An 18807-nucleotide genomic window follows, 5' to 3' on the forward strand; every position below is an offset into this window, starting at 1 on the left:
GGTTAGCCGGAGCGCTTTCTGGAAATGCACGCGGGTGCATTCGCAGGCCACTCACCGGGCCATGCGGTAATGTAATTCTCCAATGGGCCCGCGCGGCGCTCACTTACGCAGCGCCCGCCTGCTGAAGCGCCGGCAAGCAGAACGCTGTCCTGCGTCCCGGAGCGAAGAGGGTGCCATTCTGGAAGATCGAACCCGTCTCGCAGTAATCGATAAGCGCAACTTGGTGGGAGCCAGTCGATTTCAGCCAAGAGTTCAGGCGTTAGAGTAACGCAGTCCGGCACCTTGCGATGGCGCTTCGGATAATCTGTGCAACGGCAGGTCTGTGTGTCCAGCAGTCGGCAGGCAACGGTCGTGTAAACGATCTCGTCTGTGTCTTCGTCGCGGAGTTTGTTCAGGCAGCAACGCCCACATCCGTCACAAAGGGATTCCCATTGCTCGGAGGTCATCTGATCTAGCGGCGTGGTTTGCCAGAAAGGAGAAACTGAAGTCATGGCCGATCCAGTATCACACAGCCGAGGCACAACAGAACCGCTATTGTCAGGGAAAGCAGGGCGGCGGGTAAAAGCAGGGGAAGCCATATTAATTTCAGGCGGGTCGTCAGATCTGCTCCCAGGCCGATTGCTGCGCGCGTTGTTCCGATGGGCAGTCCAAGTAACGTGGCTCCGAACGGCATCATGACAGCTGGGGAAATCAGAACACCCTGGAGGATGTCATAATGTCGGCCGATAAAGCTTAGTCCAGCGCGATGAAGTTCAGGCAGCGCAAAAGCGAGAGCCGGACCGGGCAGTAGAACCAGCAAACCAAGAAGGCGTACGTGTCGGGCTGGCAGAAGACGCATCAGCAGCGTGATGACACCACAGCCAATGAGCAGGCCGAGTATAATGGCGGGCAAGTGAAGCCGCATGGAAATGGACATCATGGCTTGCTGCTGCCGTACCAGTCCTGAAACCGTTGCTCCAGCTGGTCACCGTATTTCGTCCAGAACGCGTCATTGACGGACAAAGCTGTTCCTCGCGGATCAAGGACGCTTTCAGGCATGTCGTTCAGGTGTGGAGACTGAGTGTGTAGTTGGGTCAGGGTTTTCTGTGCAGTCGTTGTCGGGTTGTTAGCCGGAATTGCCCAATAGAGTGCCGTGCTGAGAGTTTGCTCTGGCTGCGCGACAAAAAGAGAAGCCGCTGGTCCCGCTTTGACTTTCATGCTGACGCTGGAAATTTCCGTCATGGGGGCGCTGGTCATGAGTGCGCTGCTTTGTTCCATAATCCGGGCGGCATCATCGGGTGTTTTCCACCACACAATATAGGGTCGCAGCAGATCCAGCTTGTGAAACGCACGACTAACACCCGCGGGCGTGGACAGCGCAGTATAAATGTCACGCGCGTCTATTCCGTCCGCAAGCAGGGCAATTTCCAGCGTTGTACGTGCGCCAAGATAAAGACCGCGGCGTCCTGGATGACGTGCAACGTCCCAGAAGTCTTTCCAGTCAGGTGCGGCAGGTAGTCGTGAACGATCCCATGCGAGCGCCATGATCGTCTGGCCTCCGGGCAGGCCACATCCCTGAGTGCCGTCCAAAGGATGGACCCAACCTTTCTGACAGGCATCTGCAAGCTGGCTGCCGTTTAACAGGATAGCAGCCCAACTAGGGTTCGATGAATGAACGCCCGTTTCCAGCGTGCTGTATTGGCCGTCCCATTCAACCTGCTTCAGCGACTTGTCGCTTGTGATCAGGGCATTCGCAGTCACCGCACCTTCAGGAATGGCCCAGCCGGGGGCGGGAGGAGCAGGTTTGGCTGCACGACGATGTTTTGTGGAGTGGTGTGTAACCGCTCGTTTATGCGCGTGCGCCGAGGCTTCGGATGGCGAGAACACAGAAGCGACACTTTGGCCGACATGGGAGAAGAAATCCCCGATGTCATCGGAAGGGCGGGTGCTGCTTGCGGATGTGGCGTGCGCGTGCATGTTGGCAGGCAGAACCTGTATCGCAAGCAGGCCCACCAGAAATGCTGCAGGACGCATGATACGACCGAGACCCGCCCGGCATCGTGCCGGGAGCGTATGTCGCAGAAAGAAAGCGGGCCGGGTCAGAATGGTGTCCTCAATCAGCATGAAGAAGTCAGGCGCCGATGCCTGACCGAATGCGGCGGCACTTTAATACAGGTCGGCACGAAGCGGAAAGGCCGTTGCATGGCCGGCTGGCCAGGCGAGCTGAACGGCGGCTCCGGCGCGTGGCAGCTTCTGGGCCTGAAGGGGCGGACGTCGGAGCTCAATCTCGGTACCATCCGGGCAGCGCACCCGCATTCTGATATGATCGCCAAGATGAACGCTGTCCGTCAGTGCGCCGCGAACAGGTGGCGCTTCCTCATCATCAAGACCAAGAGACTGGCTGCCGAAAAAGGGCGAGATCCGATCCGGGCGAACGCAGACCAGGCAGGCGTGACCTTCTTGAAGCGTATCGTCGGATGCGAGAGCTTCCACAATGCCGCCGCAGGCAAGTTGAACGCGCGCGACGTCATCCGCAATATCCAGAACCTGCCCGGTCAAGGCATTGGCTTCACCAAAGAGTGTCGCCACTCCAACGTCTGATGGGCGATCATACAGTTCAGCCGCTGTTCCGCACTGAAGCAACGCCTCTTCATTAAAGAGGGCGATCTGCCCCCCTGCGCGCAATGCGTCTTCCTTGCGCGTGACGCTTTGCAAAACGCTGAGATTTCGCGCGCGCGACAGTTTCGACAGCAGAGACGCGATGCGTCGACCAGCGTGGATGTCCAGACCACCGTATGGGTTGTCGAGCAACAGAATGGTTGGGGCGGTTACGAGTGCGCGGGCCAGCATTGCACGGAAGGTCTGTTCTGGATTGAGGTCCTGCGGAGAAAGATTTCCCAGCCCATCCAGTCCCAGAAGAGACATCATGCGACCCGCACCCGCATCGGCTTCTGCAAGGCTTTGTCCTTGGGCGCGCAGGGCGAAAACGATGTTACTGCGCGTATCGAGGTGAGGAAACAGCGGATCTCGGGTACTGATCAGCACAATGCTGCGTTGCCCAGCGGGACGGGATGTAACATCTGTCTCCTGCACAAGGACGCGCCCCCCCATGGGGGGAGAAAAACCTGCGATCAGATCCAGTAGGCCAGATAATGCGGCTTCATCAGTTCCATAGGCGGTAACCGTTTCCCCCTCGGAAACCGTGAGGTCAAACGCTTCTCCTCGCAGTCCGGCGCGCAGAGCTTCAAGCCGGAGGGCAGGAGCCAGGCGTGTAGCGGGCTTCTTGCGGCGTGTGGGGGAAGGTGGGGCGCCGGGTGGGCGGGACATGCAACCTCTGATAATGCTTTTGCGTTTGAAGCCAGATACCGGGCCTGATTCCCAGGTCCCTATTTGATTGCAATGAGGGTTTGAACATGAGCCGCGATACCGTCAAGAAGAACATCGAAGCTGCAGCCGAGACAACGCAGGACCAGATCGAGACGCTGCGCAAGCAGGTTGAGCAGATCCTGAACGACTATGTTAACCCGGCTCTGCTTCAGGCAGCGGACCGTACAGAGCATGCCGTTGCAAATGCCCGCAAAATCACAGATCATGAAATTGAAAATGTATCGACGCGTGTGCAGTCGCGGCCCATCGCCGCTATTCTGATTTCCGCTGTGGTCGGTTTCCTGGCGGGCCGTTTCTCCAAGTAATCGGCACGTGACCTTTCAGGCGGGAGGCAGGCCATTCACAGACCTGCGCCCGTCCTGTTAGAAATAAAGGCAACGATCCTCCATGAAGCCCATCGAACTCGGTCAGGAAGTCCTTTCCGCCCAAGGCCAGATTCTCTCTCGCTCCGCCATGCGAATCGGCCGGAGAGTTGCGTGCGCGCTTGTTGCCGTTGTCTTCCTGCTGTTCGCAGCCATTTCTTTTCACGGCTTTCTGTGGGCGTTCTTCATCAGCGTTGCAGGTCTGAGCTACGTCAAAGCCAGTCTGTGCGTTATCGGCGTTGATCTGTTCTTCGTGCTGATTTTTGCAGTTCTTGCTGCATGGTCGATCCCCGACGTTGTTGAGATTGAGGCGCGTATTCGTCGCGACCGCAAGTTGGTCGAACTGAAGCAGTCTGTTGCCATTACAGCCGTTACTGGTCTTCTGCTGGGGCCAATTGGCCGTTTTACGGGCAAAAGCTTCCTGTCCATTCTGAAGAGTTTCTTCAGTCATTCCAAATAAGACATTTTATGACTGATTTTTGTCAAAGCCATCTGGCCAGTTGTAGGTTAATGGCGTAAGCACTTCGCCTGTGCCGTGATTACGCCCTTGGGGGAGTCGTCACGGACTTGCGAGGAGTCCCGTGGAAAGTTCGTCGAACAGTCCGTTAGTTGGCACCAAGGTCACAGCCTGATGCTTACGGAAGTCAATCTCTTCGGCGTCTTTGTCGCACCCCTCTCAATTTACGCCGTTGCAGCAGTGTTCGTAACACTTCTGTTGAGAAGCATTCTGTGGCGAACCGGTGCTCTGAGCTGGTTCTGGCACGTCGCCCTCTTTGAAATAGCGCTCTATGTCTGTGTTCTCTGTCTACTCATCCTTTACGTCTAGGAGGGGTCGGCTATGAACTGGACCCGCAGTGTGATCCGCGTTCTGCTGACTCTGATTGTCCTGGCGATGGCCATTGGCCTCGGTCGGACCATGTGGGACATTTACGTTCTGGCACCATGGACGCGCGATGGCCGTGTTCGTGTGTACGTCGTAGATGCAGCCCCTGAAGTTTCCGGAACAGTTGTTTCTGTTCCTGTCGTGGATAACCAGTTTGTCCATCGCGGTGATCCGCTTTTCGTTCTCGATCCCGTTCGCTTCCGCCTTGATATTGACGCCGCCCGTGCCCGCCTTGCCGGTGCAGACGAAGACCTCAAGCTGAGATCTTCAGATGCCAAGCGTCGTATGGGCCTCGGTGGCATTGTGTCTGCCGAAGAGCAGGAAGACTTCAACTCGAACGTTGAAACCCAACGCGCCAAAGTAAATGCTGCAAAAGCCGAACTGAATACGGCGCTGCTGAATCTTCAGCGTTCCACGGTCTATTCGCCAGTTGACGGGTACATCACCAACTTGAACCTTCGCGTCGGTGATTATGCCCATGCTGGTCAGCCTGGTCTCGCCGTGATTGATGCCCACAGTTACTGGATCAACGGATACTTCGAAGAAACCAAGATGCACGGTGTGCATGTTGGGGACGCGGCCCGTGTCAAACTCATGGGTTACAAGCAGATCCTGCCTGCCCACGTCGTCAGCATTGGTCGTGGTATTAACGATCGTAACGGCGTGTCAGACCGTCTTGGTCTGCCAGACGTGAACCCGATTTTCACGTGGGTCCGTCTTGCGCAGCGTATCCCGGTTCGTCTGGAACTGGATAACGTTCCGCCGGAAATCACTCTCGCGGCCGGCATGACCGCAACCGTCACGATTGGGCGCGAAACGCCGGGCGCCCGTGGCAAGTTGACCACCTGGCTGCAGAACCATCTCTGACATGTCACGCAACAAGCTTCTGACCCTCGCTCTCAGCACCTGTCTGTCACTTACGGCCTGCACCGTCGGGCCGAATTTCAAGCCAGACAAGATCAAGGTGCCCGACACCTTTGTCGAGCAGCCACAATCGGTGACGGCAGCCGAGATCGCGCGGACCGAAGCAGACATGAAGGACTGGTGGGCCCAGTTCCATGACCCGATGCTGAACGAGCTGATCGAGGCCGCGGTCAAGGGCAACTATGATCTGCAGATTGCATCGCAGCACATCATTTCGGAACGGGCTGTCCGGCGGCAGGCTCAGGCAGCGTGGTATCCGCAGCTTGATGCAGCTATGGGCGGTGGCGATGACCGGTATTCCATCAATGTCGACAACTGGCCGCTCCGCCCTGGAAATCCGGCAAACCGGCCTCAGGCTTCGGTTCTGACCTACGGTGCTCGCGCCAGTTGGGAAATCGATCTGTTTGGGCATATTTCCCGGCAGGTCGAGGAACGTAAGCGGCTCGTTGAGGAATCTCTGGAAAACCGTCGCGCTATTCTGTTGTCGCTGCTGTCCGAAGTCGCATCAGACTACGTGACGTTGCGCGGTATTCAGGAACGGCTTGCAGTCACGGAACACAGCATCGATGTGGCACAGCGTTCCCGCGAGCTGACTGAAAAGCTTTACACGCACGGCTTGGGTAATACGTTGGCTGTAGCGCAGGCACAGACGGAAGAGCATCTCGAGCGCTCGCGGCTTGCTCCACTGCACTCGCAGGAAGAGCGCCTGATCCATGCCATTTCCATTCTGCTGGGTGAAATGCCCGGCAAGCTGGAGGAAGAGCTGGACGTGCGGCGCCCTCTGCCGTCTGTTCCTGCGTTCCCGGCGTCCCTGCCGTCCATCGTCTTGGCAAATCGCCCGGATATTCGGGCCACGGAAGCGCATTATGCAGCGGACATGGCTCAGGTCGGTGTGGCGGTTGCCAACCTCTATCCGAAGTTCATGATCCCGCTGACGTTCAATCCGAACGCTTCTGCCGCCTATCAGGCGTTTCAGATGGGCGGCATGGCCTGGAGCTTCATGATGATGGCTTCGCTGCCCATCATTCATGGCGGTCGTTATACAGCAGAAATTGCTCAGGCTCGTGCAGAAGCCGAGGCGAGCCGTCTGGTGTATCGTAAAACCGTGCTGAAGGCCTTCGCTGAAGTTGAAGATTCAATGGGTGACTGGCGCCATGACAATGAGCTTGTCACGCAGCTTGAAGAGGCCGCGACGGATTCCGGTCTTGCCCGTGACCGAGCGCAGAAGCTGTTTAGCGCCGGTCTGACCGGGTATCTGAATGTCCTGACGACTGAGCAGACAGCACTTTCTGCTCAGGATCAGGCAGTCGTGGGACGTATGGCCCGTCTGCGTGACGCCATTTCGCTTTACACGGCGATGGGTGCGGGCTGGCAGGGCCGTCAGCTCACCGATACGCGTCTGCCGATTGAAGTTGGAAAGCAAAACGCGCTGGTACGGGCCTTTACGCGCTAGGACAGGATTGGCTCGCAACAGGGCAAGAACAGTTTGAACGGAGTCCTGTCATGATGCCTGTCTTTCTGCGATCATTTGCTCTGCTGGCTGCTGTTATGTTGGGAACTGGTCTTTCCGAGGCAGCAACCGAGCGTGATCTTGAAGCGCCTGGGCCACTTGGGCCGTTATCTGGCACTTATCTTGACGCGGGGAAAACAGCACCCGTTCTTCTGCTCGTCCCTGGCTCGGGCCCCACAGACAGAAACGGGGATTCAGCGTCTGGCCTCAAGCCGGGAACGCTGAAACTGTTGGCTGAGGGACTGGCTGGGCGGGGTATTTCAACGGTTCGCGTTGATAAGCGTGGTATGTTTGGAAGTGCACGAGCGGTCGCGAACGGGAACCACGTTACCATTCAGGACTACGTGACGGACGTTCAGAACTGGATCTCTGTCATTCGCAAAGAAACGGGGACGCGTTGCGTATGGCTTGGTGGACATAGTGAAGGCGCATTAGTCGTACTTGCTGCATCTCAGCATAGCCAGGGTGTCTGTGGTTTGATCCTGTTGTCAGGGCAGGGGCGACCAATGGGTGAACTCATCCGGGCGCAGCTTCACGCCAATCCGCGCGCGCGCACGGTTCTTCCACAAATTGATAGCACCATTGATGCTCTTGAAGCAGGCCACCGTGTTGACCCGCTAACGTTACATCCCGGTTTACAGGCATTGTTCAACGCGGACGTGCAGGGATACCTGATTGATGTCATGCGTTATGATCCTGCTGCACTTCTGAAGGCGTATCATGGCTCCGTTCTGCTGGTGCAGGGTGGAAAGGATCATCAGATCAGCCCGACAGAAGATCTGCCTTTGCTACAGGCTGCTGACCCTCGCGCGACGACTGTTTATCTGCCCTCTGCAAGTCACTTTCTAACGGACATGCCGGGTGTTGATTCCAAAACCATGACCGGAGCTGGCCTTCCTTCTTTCGGCCCTCTTGATCCAGATCTGGTGCCGCATGTCGCGGAGTTTGTCCTCGGTCATTGACCCGAAGCGATCAACGTCACACATCTGAAAGTAATGGAGGAATAAACCAATGGCACAGGATGGTCACCCGGCTGAGGATTACCTCAGACCAAAGCTGGACAGTCTGATTGAAGAAGGTGTGAGCGCGGGATTTTCGCGTGATGTCGTACTTGCCGTACTGATTGATCTTCTGGATGACGGCGCAGCAGATGATGCGGAGTTGAGATGAAAGACCCTTATTCAGTTCTTGGGGTTTCCAAGACGGCCACGGACAAGGAAATCCGCAGCGCATACAGGAAGCTGGCCAAGCAGTACCATCCGGACCACAACCCCGACAGCAAGGACGCGGAAGAGCGGTTCAAGGCTGTAGGTCAGGCGTATAACATCGTCGGGGACAAGGAAAAGCGTGCGCGCTTTGACCGTGGCGAGATTGATGCCGAAGGGCAGGAGCGTGGCCCGTTTGGCGGTGGTGGCTTCGGTGGTGGCGGTCCGGGAGCCGGGGCACATGGCTTCCAGGGAAATTTCAATCAGGAAGATCTGGGCGCGTTCTTCTCCGACATGTTTGGTGGCGGCGGATTTAGTGGGGACTTCCAGCCCGGTGGTGCGGCAGGACGTCGGGCCACGAAGGGCTCTGACCGCCGCTTTTCCGTGACCATTACCTTTGAACAGTCCGTTCTTGGGACGTCTCTGGATCTGGCTTTGGGCGAAGGCGGTCATACGGAAGTTCGTATTCCGCCGGGCGTCGAAGAAGGACAGACCCTGCGTGTACGGGGTAAGGGCGCGCCAGGTCGTCCGGGGATGGATGGTCAGCCGGGTGTTCCAGGTGATGCGCTGCTGACGATTTCGGTCACGCCAGACAAGCGTTACGTCCGCGATGGTCGTAATCTGCGCATGACCCAGAATGTCGATCTCAAGACAGCTGTTCTGGGCGGGAAAGTGACCGTGGCAACCCCGAAGGGAGACGTCGCGGTGAAGGTGCCCAAACATTCCGACAGCGGGAAAGTTCTCCGTCTTGCCGGTCGTGGTATTGGCGCTGACAAAAAGAACCCCGCAGGTGACCTGTTCGTGACGTTGCAGGTGCATATCGGGACGGTTTCTCCTGAGCTGGAAGCCTTCTTCGCTGAGCAGGAGGCCTGATTATGGGAATGATCCGTCGCGCAAAAGCACGTATTCCAGACTGGCCATGGCGTCAGATTATTGGTGGCATTTTCGCCATCATCTTCGTTGTCGTGCTGAGCGTGATCGGATCCCATGCCCTCATCCTCGCCGGGGAGTGGCATTTGCCCTAAGATAAAGCCCGTCTTTGTTTTTGACGGGTTTTTCATGACCTCTTATTCTACACCTGCCTCCGGGCAACCGCTGGCGACGACACGTCGTCGCGCCTTTACCGTTGTGCTGGCAATCGAGCTGTGGGAACGGTTCGGTTATTACGGCATGCAGGCAGTTCTGACGCTGTTCATGGTCCAGCAGCTTCGAATGGCCGATACCACGGCCAATCTGATGCTGGGGGCCTTCTCCGCCCTGACCTACATCACGCCTGTTCTGGGTGGCGTGCTGGGAGATCGTTTTCTCGGGACGCGGCGCACTATGGTTATGGGAGCTATTTCCCTTGCCATCGGCTACGCCTGCCTTGCCGCTTCTTTGACATCACCGACACTGCTCCTGCTGGCCATGGCGCTGATTTCTACAGGAAATGGCCTCTTTAAGCCGAATGCGGGTAATCTGGTTCGCCGGATTTATGAGGGGGATAATGCCGCCCTCGATGCGGCGTTCACCCTCTATTACATGTCCGTCAACGTTGGCTCCACGGTGTCGATGCTGCTGACACCGTGGCTACAGGTTCACTATGGCGCACCTGTTGCTTTCGCGACCTGTTCGGTCGGGTTGGTGATTGGGTTGCTCTATTATGTGTGGCGTTCGGGATGGCTTGCCCAGACAGCCAGTCCTTTGGAAAAAGAGCGCGTGCCTGCCAGCCGTTTTGCTCTTGTGGGGCTCGGACTCCTTGCGCTGACTGTTTTTAACGCCTGGATCATGAGCAGCGACGGCCTTGCCCGGATCTGTATTTTTGCTGCCGCTGTGTTGCTGTTCCTGTCCTGGGTCGTCCTGTACGTCCGTGCACCGGGAGAAGAGCGACCGGGTTTGCGGCTTACATACATGCTGTGCCTGCAGGGAACGATTTATCTCGTTTTTTATCAGCAGATGATCACGTCCTTGACGTTGTTCGCACTACGAGATGTCTCAGGCGACTTCAGCATCGGCGGCGTAACGCTTTTTCATATGTCTGCCGGGCAGTTTCAGGCTCTTAATCCGATCTGGATTATGGCGATCAGCCCACTACTGGCGATTTTGTATAATCGGCTGGGCGCACAGGGGCGGGACCTGTCGCTGGCTCGAAAAATGCTGATTGGCTACGTGATGGTGGCTATGGCTTTCGCGGTTTGGTGGCTCTCTGCCGTCGGAACGACAGGTTTGGTTTCCCCCTGGATTATGGTCGCGGGCTACGGACTTCTGTCTTTCGCCGAGTTGCTGACAAATGGTTTGGGTCTGGCGATTGTGGCCCGCTATACGCCCGCGCGTCTAAGTGGCTTCATGATGGGCGCACTTTATCTGCTGTGGGGCATTGCGATGTATGTGGGCAGTGTCATCGCCAACCGCGCGGCCATGCCTGCCGATATGGCAGCTTCCGCGGGAAATGCCCTGTATGCCAGTTTGTTCCGGACGTTGTGCGAAGTGGCGGTTGTTGTGGTGGTGATTCTGGCCTGCCTGAAGCCTTTGACACGCCGTTGGGACCGAGAACACATAACTGTGAACAGGAAACTTTCGCCGAATTGAACCATGTGAAGGTTTTGTAATTCGGGAGAAAACCTAGGAAAAAGATTAGACATGATCTGAAGTGATGCGGCGGAAGTGTCGCATTACGAAAACAACCGTCTTCCTCTCTCTATTCCGGACCGGCATCGGCCTGTATGGGAAAGTCATTCATGATTTCCGGTTACAGGCGACGTGAGAAGGAGACGCGGGAAAAGATGCAGAGGTTTAAAAGCGGTTTGACGAAGGCTCTGGGGGCGGCCTGTCTTTTGAGCACGACGCTCTCCACACCCCAGATTGCATACGCCGAGACGGCTTCTGCATCTGATCAGGGAAAACCTGGTCAGCCTCGCGCCCATAATAGTGCGGGGCACCCGGTTCTTCGCACCCGGTCCATCCAGCCAACCCCTCTGCTGGTCAAACCCGCTCCGACCCCGTCGCACCTTGCTGACGTGCAGCCTTCAGATACGACAGAAAACCGCTTCTTCCCGGCCAGCTTCCATGACTGGCTGACGCAGAGCACCATGACCGGTGACTGGGGCGGATATCGCACCTGGCTTACGGAAAAAGGGATCAACATCGGTGGTCACTTCCTGCAGGACAGTGCAGGAAATCCGATGGGTGGTAAGGCCAAGACCGTTCGTTATGCGGATGAATTCGGTCTTAACATCGATCTCGATCTGAAGCGTCTGACCGGCTGGAACCTTGGCCTGTTCCATTTCCTCAGCACCGCGCGTCAGGGGCTGGGTATCGGTGCCAAGCTTCCGGCGCTGGATAGCCCGCAGCAGATCTTTGGATCTGGTGAGACCGTACGTCTGACCCGTCTTTCGTGGGAGATGCCGTGGAACCGGTATGTTTCTACCGAAGTCGGTGAAATCAACACTGAGAATGATTTCGAGCAGTCGTCCATGTACTGGGGCATGAGCCAGTACTGCCAGTTTGAGTCCAACGCCATCTGCGGTATGCCGCAGTCTGTCGCAATGAACTCGGGCTACGGATATTACCCGACGGCGCATCCGGGTGCCTGGGTGAAGTTCTACCCTGCCGGAAACAATCATTACCTGATCCAGTTCGGTGCGTATTCGGTCGATCCGACCATCGCCAACACCCATAATGGCTGGAAAATGAACCTTCATGGTGCAACGGGGACGTACGTTCCGTTTCAGCTTGGATGGCATCAGGGCGGTAAGGACGATTACAGCGGCCCGCTTCAGACCAACATCAAGATTGGTGGCTACTGGGATTCTTCTCAGGTCAAGAACGTCTATGGCCAGCTTGGCACATTCGGCGTTCCGACAGAGTATCTGATTTCAGCGCCGACCCAGCAGGTTCGTGGCCGTTTTGGTGGCTGGTTCCAGTTCGACCGTATGCTGGAACGTGACAAGGCTGATCCGAACCGTGGAACATCGTTCTTCGGATCTTTTACCTGGGGTGATCCCCGCACCGCGATTGCACCTTACTTCATTACGTGGGGCATCACGCGTAAGGGGACCTTCCCGAGCCGACCCAATGATACGATCAGCCTCGGCATGAAGATGCTGTGGGTGAACCCGAAGCTGACGATCTGGGCGCGACAGATGCAGGCTGCCGGGGCAACAAACCTGTTCAAGCCGTCTGAAGAGCACGCCATTGAATTGAACTATGGCTGGCGTCCGACCCCGTGGCTCGTGATTCGTCCGGGTGCGCAGTATCTTATGCATCCCGGGGGTACCAATCGCTACAAGAATGCTCTGCTGCTTGATTTTGAGACGGGCATTACCTTCTGATTTCTCTGGCAAAAGCCAGACATGAAAAACGCGCCACCCGAGTAAGGTGGCGCGTTTTTTTGTGCCTGTAATCTGATGTGAAATCAGAGGTCAGTCGTGAAGGAGAACTTGAATGTCCGGGGCAGGCCTTCAAGCAGATAGCCGTTGAAGGACGAAGACCAGTAGCGTGTGTTGGCGATGTTATCGACGCCAAAGCGCAGAGTGACAGGCTTGTGGTACGTCGTGAACGTATAGCGTGCTGCCAGATCAAAGCGCGTCCAGACGGGCAGATGCAGGGTATTGGCTGTGTTAACCCACTGCTTGCCTGTATTGACGACACGCCCGACGACCGTGGCCCCCTTCAGGAACGGGAGATCGTATTCCAGATTGCCGTTGATCGTATAATTCGGAATGCCGATTGCTGAATTGCCATTCTGCAGGCCGCCAGCAGTGTGCCGCAAGTCCGCATCAATCAGCGTGCCGCCGCCATTGAATCTCAATCCCGGCAGGATTTCTCCATTCACCGTGAGTTCGATGCCACGGTTTCGCTGCAAACCGTCCTGTTTGTAAACGGAATACCCCGTGCCTTCGATGGGTACGTTATAAGAATTGGGGCGTGAAATCTGATAAAACGCCAGAGCAGCGCTGAAGCGACCAATGTCGTACTTGGCGCCGATTTCATACTGGGCAGACTTATAGGGCGGGAAAATCTGTCCGACATTTTGGGCACTGGCAGGGGCTGTATCACCCTGAGACATGCCCTCAATCCGGTTGAAGTAAATGGACGTCTGACGCGTCGGGTGAATGACAAGACCGACAACAGGCGTAATGGCATCCTGGTTGTATGGAGTGCTTAACGAGCCTCGGCCGGTTGTGCTGTAGTTATACCCGTTGATCATCATGTTCTGGTAGCGGAAGCCCCCGGTGAGGGCGACGCGACCATTCAGGAAAGACATCGTGTCAGAGAAAAACAGGCTGTACAGGCGTGTCCAGTTTGTCGTCTGCGGATCGTTTAAAACACCCCCAACGAAAGTCTGAGCCGGGGAGGCAAACTGCGGCGTCTTGTAAATGTTGGTGGTCGGAGAGGTCAGGGCCATCGCGTAGGCCGCAGCCGAATCTTCCCAGAGCGCAGAGCCACCAGCATTGACTTCGTGCTTGATGAAGCCCGTTCGGAAGTGCGCCCGAACGCCGGCGCGGGTGCTCTCATTCGTCTGATTGTAAGGCACATACATGCTGCCCGCAGTTGCGGCGCCGGTGGCTGCATCCGTTAGGGTCGGGCTGGAATAGTTGCCCTTCTCATTCGCGTTCAGGGCACCAAAGGCCCCATATAGGGTCACATTTTTGGAGAGATCATGCTCAATGTTCAGCATGCCAAAAATGTAGTTCAGGTCATTATACGCCCATTTCTGACCGAAATTGTGAGACGGGGCGACCGGGCGCGGAACGCTGGTGACAGATGAACTTAGCATCAGCCCAGGGCGGCCACCATCAACGCCCTGATTCTGATAGTTCATGTCCATCGAAATGCGTGTGCTGTTATCGCGACTGTGCCAGTCAAAATCAGCCCCCAGAGCGGTGGAGTGCCGGTATTCATTATTGATGGAATCTTCGCCGGATTGTCCGGCAACGTTCAGGCGAACACCGAACTGCTTCTCCGTTCCAAAACGACGGCCCACGTCAATGCTGCCGCCTCCCATGGCGCTGCTCGTGTAGTCTCCCGTCAGACGGGTGATGGGGGCATCCGTCGCATGTTTGAACATCAGGTTAATGTTGCCGCCAATAGCAGACCCACTCGGTGCAGCGCCGTTCAGGAACGCGCTGGCGCCGTTGAGAACCTGAACACTGTCGTAGAGCTGGGGTGAAACAAGCTGGCGGGGCGTGATGCCGTAAAGACCATTGATGGCCACGTCATCACCGTTGACGGCAAAACCGCGGATGACAAACATTTCCGAGAAGTTGCCGTATCCATACGTCGTGCGAACGGATGGATCATTTTCCAGAACCTGTCCCAGCGTCTGGGACTGCTGGTTCAGGATCATGCTGGAAGAATAACTGCGAATGTTGAAAGGCACATCCAGGCCCTTCTTGTTTCCGAGTGCACCAAGCTGTCCGCCACTCGTGACTTCCATCTGGTTCCGGCGCTTGGCCTTTACGATGATTTCTTCATCGGTCGGCGCGGATGATTTGGCCGCGCTGGGCGCTGCCGCAGCCTTGTTGGGCGCGACCTGGGTCTGGTTCGGCAAAGGACTTGCTGCATAGGCGAAAGCGGGAAGGGTTGTTCCGGCCAGCAGCAGGCAGGCCAGGTGCCTGCGATGGCGAGCAGGTCTGGGGCGGGAAAGCAGATATGCGCGCACGGAAAGAAGCCTCGATTGGAGGGGAAGATGTGCGCTACATACGGTAATGAGAATTAATCTCAAATAAATCAATGTAACTTAATATGACTGCGTCTGTGTGCGGGATGCGGGCACAAAAAAAGCGAAGCCTTTTTCGGGCTTCGCTTTGTCGTGGTTGGTTCGTCGCTAGTTCAGAGCACAACGGTGAACTGAACCCCCAGCACAGCGGCATCACGAAATGTCGTCGTCGCGCTGGGGCGTTGGATGTATTGGAAGTCGGGCTGGATCGCCATCGCACGGGCCACATGCGCGCTATAAAACAGTTCGTACACGTTCTCATGGCTCTGCGGGCCATAGACTGTGCCCCACTGGTTGTCCTGATAGGGCAGGTTGAGCTGCTTGGAGGATTCCTGCTGCAAGGCTGCCGTGGTGCTCATGTCGAAGTGCTGCCACATGGCGCCGACAGTATCGAGCGGACGGCCCCACGCTTTGCCCGTATCAATCATGCCGACCCATGTATGGTCTCGCATGGCGACGGTCTTGCCGTCACTGTACATGGCGCCCGCCATAAGGATCAGACCGTTGGTATCACCGGGCCCGTTGCGCATCAGCATCTGATCCATGATCAGCCACGCACTGTTTCGCCCGGCTTCATAGCGGCGAGGTAGGCCGGTCTGCTGCCACGAGTTCCCGTGAATGTCTTCGTACAGGTTCAGATAGCGTGAATTGTCGTAGGAATATCCAAGCTCGTAATGACCAACGAGATGGTTTTTCCCAAAACGGGGAATCCAGCCGATTTCGACAGGCGTAGAGAACTTCCCTAGCCCCGATTGCGCCCAGGACCAACCGGAAATGCCGCCGTTGTAAGCATGCGGGCTTACGGCGAAGAGGCCACCCATAATGTATGTATTGGCCGTTGGCATGACCCGGGCAATGGCTGCAAGGTTACCGGACGGCCAGTCGCGGTTGCCTTCCGTGTACTTATTTGGTGCTGGATTTCCGCAGACGGCGACGTTCATGAAGTCGCAGAAAAGTGGCGAGGCAGCAAAGAAAGAACCGACCGGAATCCAGCCAGCGCTGATGTCGATACGGTTATGGTAGAAGGATGCCTCTCCATACATCGACACGAGATGCGCTACGACGTTGCCACGTGCACCATAGATTTCCTGCACGGGCGCAATGGAATCCCCGAACATCCGGGAAACGTTCTGGCCATGTCCGTTGACGATCAGCGTATGCGTCCAGAAGTTTTTGATACCGGCCATTTTGTCCCAGTCGATATCCACTTCGACGCCGACCTGCCCCGTATCCGAATAGGCGCGGTCTTTACCGCCCGTCACATTGCCGGCGAATTCTTCGTTAACTGCAGCGAGGAGATGAATGCCATGATTGACAAGCCACGGCTGGATGCCGCCCCAGTCTCCGAAGAAATGCTGTGATCCCATGGGGGCTGCGAAAAACGCACCAGGGTCTTCAACTTCGTCAGGAGTGCCAGCGCTGCGTACGCCGCGCATGTTGTTTTGCAGGATGGGAACGCGTCGCCCTGTATCCATAGGGTGAGACGTCAGTTCGGATTTGCTGTTGCCTGCCGAGGGTTCCGCCGACGGGCCTGCCGTCGGGGTTGAACCTGAAGGCGAGGCCGACTGACCCCAGGCTTGGCCTGGCGCAAAAGCCAGTGTCGAGGCGGACAGGAGTCCCAGAAAAACGGTCCGCAGATGTCCGGAACGAAAAAGGCGAGCGTGATCAGTCAGCACGACCATAAGGCAGCGAATCTCTCTTCTGTCTGATGATGGCGAACAGGAAGACGGTCTTCTTCGAAGACTTTCCCACAGGGTGGGGCGAAGAAAATGAATTCCAATTTATGGAGTGAGAGGTGGTGTGTCGCAGACCGTCCGACCCGCTGTCAATGCGTGCAAGGGAACTAAAATGGTTTGGTCTTTGACCATGAGAAGTGTGACATTGTGTGGATGGAGACCATCATGGTCCAGATAAAGGGCAACTCCCGGAGCATTATGGCGTAAGACAATCTCTTGATTTTTTGTTTTTTTACAGGAGGCAGCATGAGGTTCTCTCGTTCCATGCTGACACGTGCAGGAGTGGGTCTTGCCGTGGGAGCGATTTTAACGACCGGTTCGGTTCTGGCCGAGCCCGCTACAGGTCCAGTCGCTCCCCCACCTGTTCCCGCTCTCGATTCCCCTCTTCAACTGGGCTCGGTGTCTGTGGAGGGAAACAAGCGTGTTCCATCTGCGGATATTCTCGCAGCATTCGGCTATCACGACGGTCAGAACGTCACACGTGCGAAGCTGGCAGACGCACAGAAGCAGGTCGCGACGCTGTATCAGTCACGCGGCGTTGGGGCGGACCTTGGTGAGCAGTTGCATATCTCCGCCAACAAGGTGGATGTGAAGCTGCTGATGAGGGAGCACGATCAAAGGACTGCCGAGGTTGGCACTGCTGGGCTGATTGTGGATAAGGTCGCTTTCGAGGGGAACCGAAAAGTACCAACGCCTGCTCTGGCAGCAGCAACTACCCTTCAGGATGGCGCAGCGATCTCGGATCAGGCTTTGGCTGCGGACGAAGTGGCGATCGAGAAAGTCTATCGGGAAAACAAGCTCGGCGCTCAGATCCAGCCACAGGTGGTTTATCCGAACCATGACAATCATCTGGTTCTGGTCTGGCAGATCCGTGAGCAGAGCCCGCGCTCAGACGGAGAGTAACCCACCTGAAGAATTAGGTCAGGGTCTCCGGATCCAATGACTGGGGGGTCAGGACACCCGGAAGATAAAGTGGGTGCTCTGGCCGTCCTGTCTTGCTCAATCTTAATGCCGTCACCTTCACGCCATGGTGCGCCAGCATTCGGGCTACAGCAGTGCCCCGAGGTCTAAGTGCCTTGGCCTGAGGGGCGCCGTAAGCCAGCACGACAAGATCAGCTGCCTTCGCCATTTCAAGAAGATGCCTGTCGTTGTCGGGGCCAATGGGATCATCGACTTCCAGAAGGCGTTTCTGATCCGTGCAGCGATAGGCAAAACTGTTGCCGACGAAAATTCCGCCATAACCCCATGCACGCGCATAGCGCTGGCATTTGGCGACCGTTCGGTCGTCCCCGAGTTCTGTGGCGACTGACGGGTTCATCATCAGCCACATGACCATGGGTTTCGTCTCGTCCCATACGCGCTTCAAGGTGTAACGGTAACAGTCGCCCGGGCCGTCGTAGAGGGCTGTACTGATGACGTCTTCCGAAAGACGAAGTGGCCGTGAATCACCAACGTGATGCTGCCCAAAAAGGTCAGCAGGCTCCCCTCCGCTCTGGAACGGTGTGGAGCGGGAAGGGCGCGACATAGAAGATATTCCGATATTTGGTAAGCTTAGTGGGCAGCCTGAAGCGCCTTGACGGCAGCCAGTGTGCGCTCGACGTGGCCATCCGGGGACATGGATGCATAGGAGAGGGCAACATGCCCATCCGGCGCAATCACGTAAGAGGTGCGGCTGGCCATATGCAGAAGAGGCATTTTGGCCTTGTAGGAATTGGTGATGGTCCCGTCAGGATCCGCGGCAACGGGAAATGCGCTCCGGCATTCACTGACGGAGAAACGGGTCAACTTGTCGATCGGGTCCATGGAGATCCCGATAACCGTTGCGCCCATCGCCTTGAATTCGGGAACAGCCTCGGCGAATTCATGCGCCTCGATGGTGCAGCCTTTGGTGAAGGCGGCAGGGTAAAAATAAAGGACGACCGGACCCGTTTTTAAGGCCTCGGCCAGATGGTAGCTGAACTCATGTCCTGCCATGCTCGCCTTGGCAGTAAAGTCTGGAGCATGGGCTCCTGTTTCCAGAGCAGCGTGAGCTGGAGAAGGGAGGGTGCCAATCATGGCAAGGGCACAGAAAGCAGAAATTGGCAGAAAGCGACGCATAGGATGTGCTCTGTTCCCTGAAAG

Annotated in this window: 20 protein-coding genes; 12 read left to right on the forward strand and 8 right to left on the reverse strand. The window is 56.6% G+C overall.

All coding sequences use genetic code 11. The features are described from left to right. Positions 1-2: 2 nt before the first annotated feature. From GCE01_RS06705 to GCE01_RS06720, 4 genes are read right to left on the reverse strand one after another with little or no spacing between them, the layout of a single operon-like run. Complete coding sequence (locus GCE01_RS06705; protein ID WP_046900785.1) at positions 3-491, reverse strand: YcgN family cysteine cluster protein; 489 nt, start codon at positions 489-491, stop codon at positions 3-5. After that, complete coding sequence (locus tag GCE01_RS06710) at positions 488-919, reverse strand: hypothetical protein (RefSeq protein WP_099211836.1); 432 nt, start codon at positions 917-919, stop codon at positions 488-490. Before GCE01_RS06710 ends, GCE01_RS06705 begins: the two co-directional genes overlap by 4 nt. Next, positions 916-2103: an extracellular solute-binding protein gene (locus GCE01_RS06715; protein WP_244591119.1), complete on the reverse strand. Its 1188-nt coding sequence runs from the start codon at positions 2101-2103 to the stop codon at positions 916-918. The genes GCE01_RS06710 and GCE01_RS06715 overlap by 4 nt, the downstream gene beginning before the upstream one ends. A gap of 42 nt (positions 2104-2145) precedes the next feature. After that, positions 2146-3306 (reverse strand): ABC transporter ATP-binding protein, encoded by a 1161-nt coding sequence (locus tag GCE01_RS06720; RefSeq protein ID WP_099211838.1) that lies wholly within the window; start codon positions 3304-3306, stop codon positions 2146-2148. An 86-nt stretch (positions 3307-3392) separates the two neighbouring features. On the opposite strand from GCE01_RS06720, the gene GCE01_RS06725 reads away from it, so the two are divergent. The 11 genes from GCE01_RS06725 to GCE01_RS06765 all read left to right on the forward strand — a co-directional run bounded on the left by GCE01_RS06725 (position 3393) and on the right by GCE01_RS06765 (position 12560). Next, complete coding sequence (locus GCE01_RS06725; RefSeq protein WP_046900788.1) at positions 3393-3671, forward strand: hypothetical protein; 279 nt, start codon at positions 3393-3395, stop codon at positions 3669-3671. Between the two features lie 82 nt (positions 3672-3753). Continuing rightward, positions 3754-4188: a hypothetical protein gene (locus GCE01_RS06730; protein WP_046900789.1), complete on the forward strand. Its 435-nt coding sequence runs from the start codon at positions 3754-3756 to the stop codon at positions 4186-4188. A gap of 171 nt (positions 4189-4359) precedes the next feature. After that, positions 4360-4554, forward strand: a complete 195-nt coding sequence (locus GCE01_RS06735) for a DUF1656 domain-containing protein (RefSeq protein ID WP_007284708.1) — start codon at positions 4360-4362, stop codon at positions 4552-4554. 12 nt (positions 4555-4566) lie between these two features. Beyond that, entirely contained in the window at positions 4567-5478 is a 912-nt protein-coding gene (locus GCE01_RS06740; protein WP_046900790.1) for an HlyD family secretion protein, read from the forward strand. Position 5479: 1 nt separating this feature from the next. Then, the gene (locus GCE01_RS06745) at positions 5480-6988 is read left to right on the forward strand and encodes an efflux transporter outer membrane subunit (RefSeq protein ID WP_099211840.1); all 1509 of its coding nucleotides are present in this window, start codon (positions 5480-5482) and stop codon (positions 6986-6988) included. Positions 6989-7038: 50 nt separating this feature from the next. After that, positions 7039-8007 (forward strand): alpha/beta hydrolase, encoded by a 969-nt coding sequence (locus tag GCE01_RS06750; RefSeq protein ID WP_244591120.1) that lies wholly within the window; start codon positions 7039-7041, stop codon positions 8005-8007. Positions 8008-8056: 49 nt separating this feature from the next. Next, entirely contained in the window at positions 8057-8215 is a 159-nt protein-coding gene (locus GCE01_RS16830) for a hypothetical protein (protein ID WP_167386127.1), read from the forward strand. Continuing rightward, positions 8212-9123: a DnaJ C-terminal domain-containing protein gene (locus GCE01_RS06755; protein ID WP_099211842.1), complete on the forward strand. Its 912-nt coding sequence runs from the start codon at positions 8212-8214 to the stop codon at positions 9121-9123. Before GCE01_RS16830 ends, GCE01_RS06755 begins: the two co-directional genes overlap by 4 nt. A 2-nt stretch (positions 9124-9125) precedes the next feature. Further along, positions 9126-9275 carry a hypothetical protein gene (locus tag GCE01_RS16835; RefSeq protein ID WP_167386128.1) on the forward strand — a complete coding sequence of 50 codons (150 nt, stop codon included), beginning with the start codon at positions 9126-9128 and terminating at the stop codon, positions 9273-9275. Between the two features lie 34 nt (positions 9276-9309). Continuing rightward, entirely contained in the window at positions 9310-10818 is a 1509-nt protein-coding gene (locus tag GCE01_RS06760) for a peptide MFS transporter (protein ID WP_099211844.1), read from the forward strand. 194 nt (positions 10819-11012) lie between these two features. Continuing rightward, positions 11013-12560 carry a carbohydrate porin gene (locus GCE01_RS06765; protein ID WP_046901006.1) on the forward strand — a complete coding sequence of 516 codons (1548 nt, stop codon included), beginning with the start codon at positions 11013-11015 and terminating at the stop codon, positions 12558-12560. Positions 12561-12643: 83 nt separating this feature from the next. Here GCE01_RS06765 and GCE01_RS06770 read toward each other — a convergent pair whose 3' ends face one another. Together GCE01_RS06770 and GCE01_RS06775 are read right to left on the reverse strand one after the other, a co-directional pair. Continuing rightward, positions 12644-14893: a TonB-dependent receptor gene (locus GCE01_RS06770; RefSeq protein WP_099211846.1), complete on the reverse strand. Its 2250-nt coding sequence runs from the start codon at positions 14891-14893 to the stop codon at positions 12644-12646. A 170-nt stretch (positions 14894-15063) separates the two neighbouring features. Continuing rightward, positions 15064-16632 (reverse strand): carbohydrate porin, encoded by a 1569-nt coding sequence (locus GCE01_RS06775; protein WP_086633364.1) that lies wholly within the window; start codon positions 16630-16632, stop codon positions 15064-15066. A 300-nt stretch (positions 16633-16932) separates the two neighbouring features. On the opposite strand from GCE01_RS06775, the gene GCE01_RS06780 reads away from it, so the two are divergent. Continuing rightward, positions 16933-17589: a POTRA domain-containing protein gene (locus GCE01_RS06780; RefSeq protein ID WP_099211848.1), complete on the forward strand. Its 657-nt coding sequence runs from the start codon at positions 16933-16935 to the stop codon at positions 17587-17589. A gap of 13 nt (positions 17590-17602) precedes the next feature. On the opposite strand, the gene GCE01_RS06785 is transcribed toward GCE01_RS06780, so the two are convergent. Then, complete coding sequence (locus GCE01_RS06785) at positions 17603-18211, reverse strand: DUF1643 domain-containing protein (protein ID WP_099211850.1); 609 nt, start codon at positions 18209-18211, stop codon at positions 17603-17605. Between the two features lie 26 nt (positions 18212-18237). After that, entirely contained in the window at positions 18238-18783 is a 546-nt protein-coding gene (locus GCE01_RS06790) for a peroxiredoxin (RefSeq protein ID WP_099211852.1), read from the reverse strand. Between the last annotated feature and the right edge of the window lie 24 nt (positions 18784-18807).

This window comes from Gluconobacter cerinus, assembly GCF_002723935.1.
Classification (GTDB): Bacteria; Pseudomonadota; Alphaproteobacteria; order Acetobacterales; family Acetobacteraceae; genus Gluconobacter; species Gluconobacter cerinus.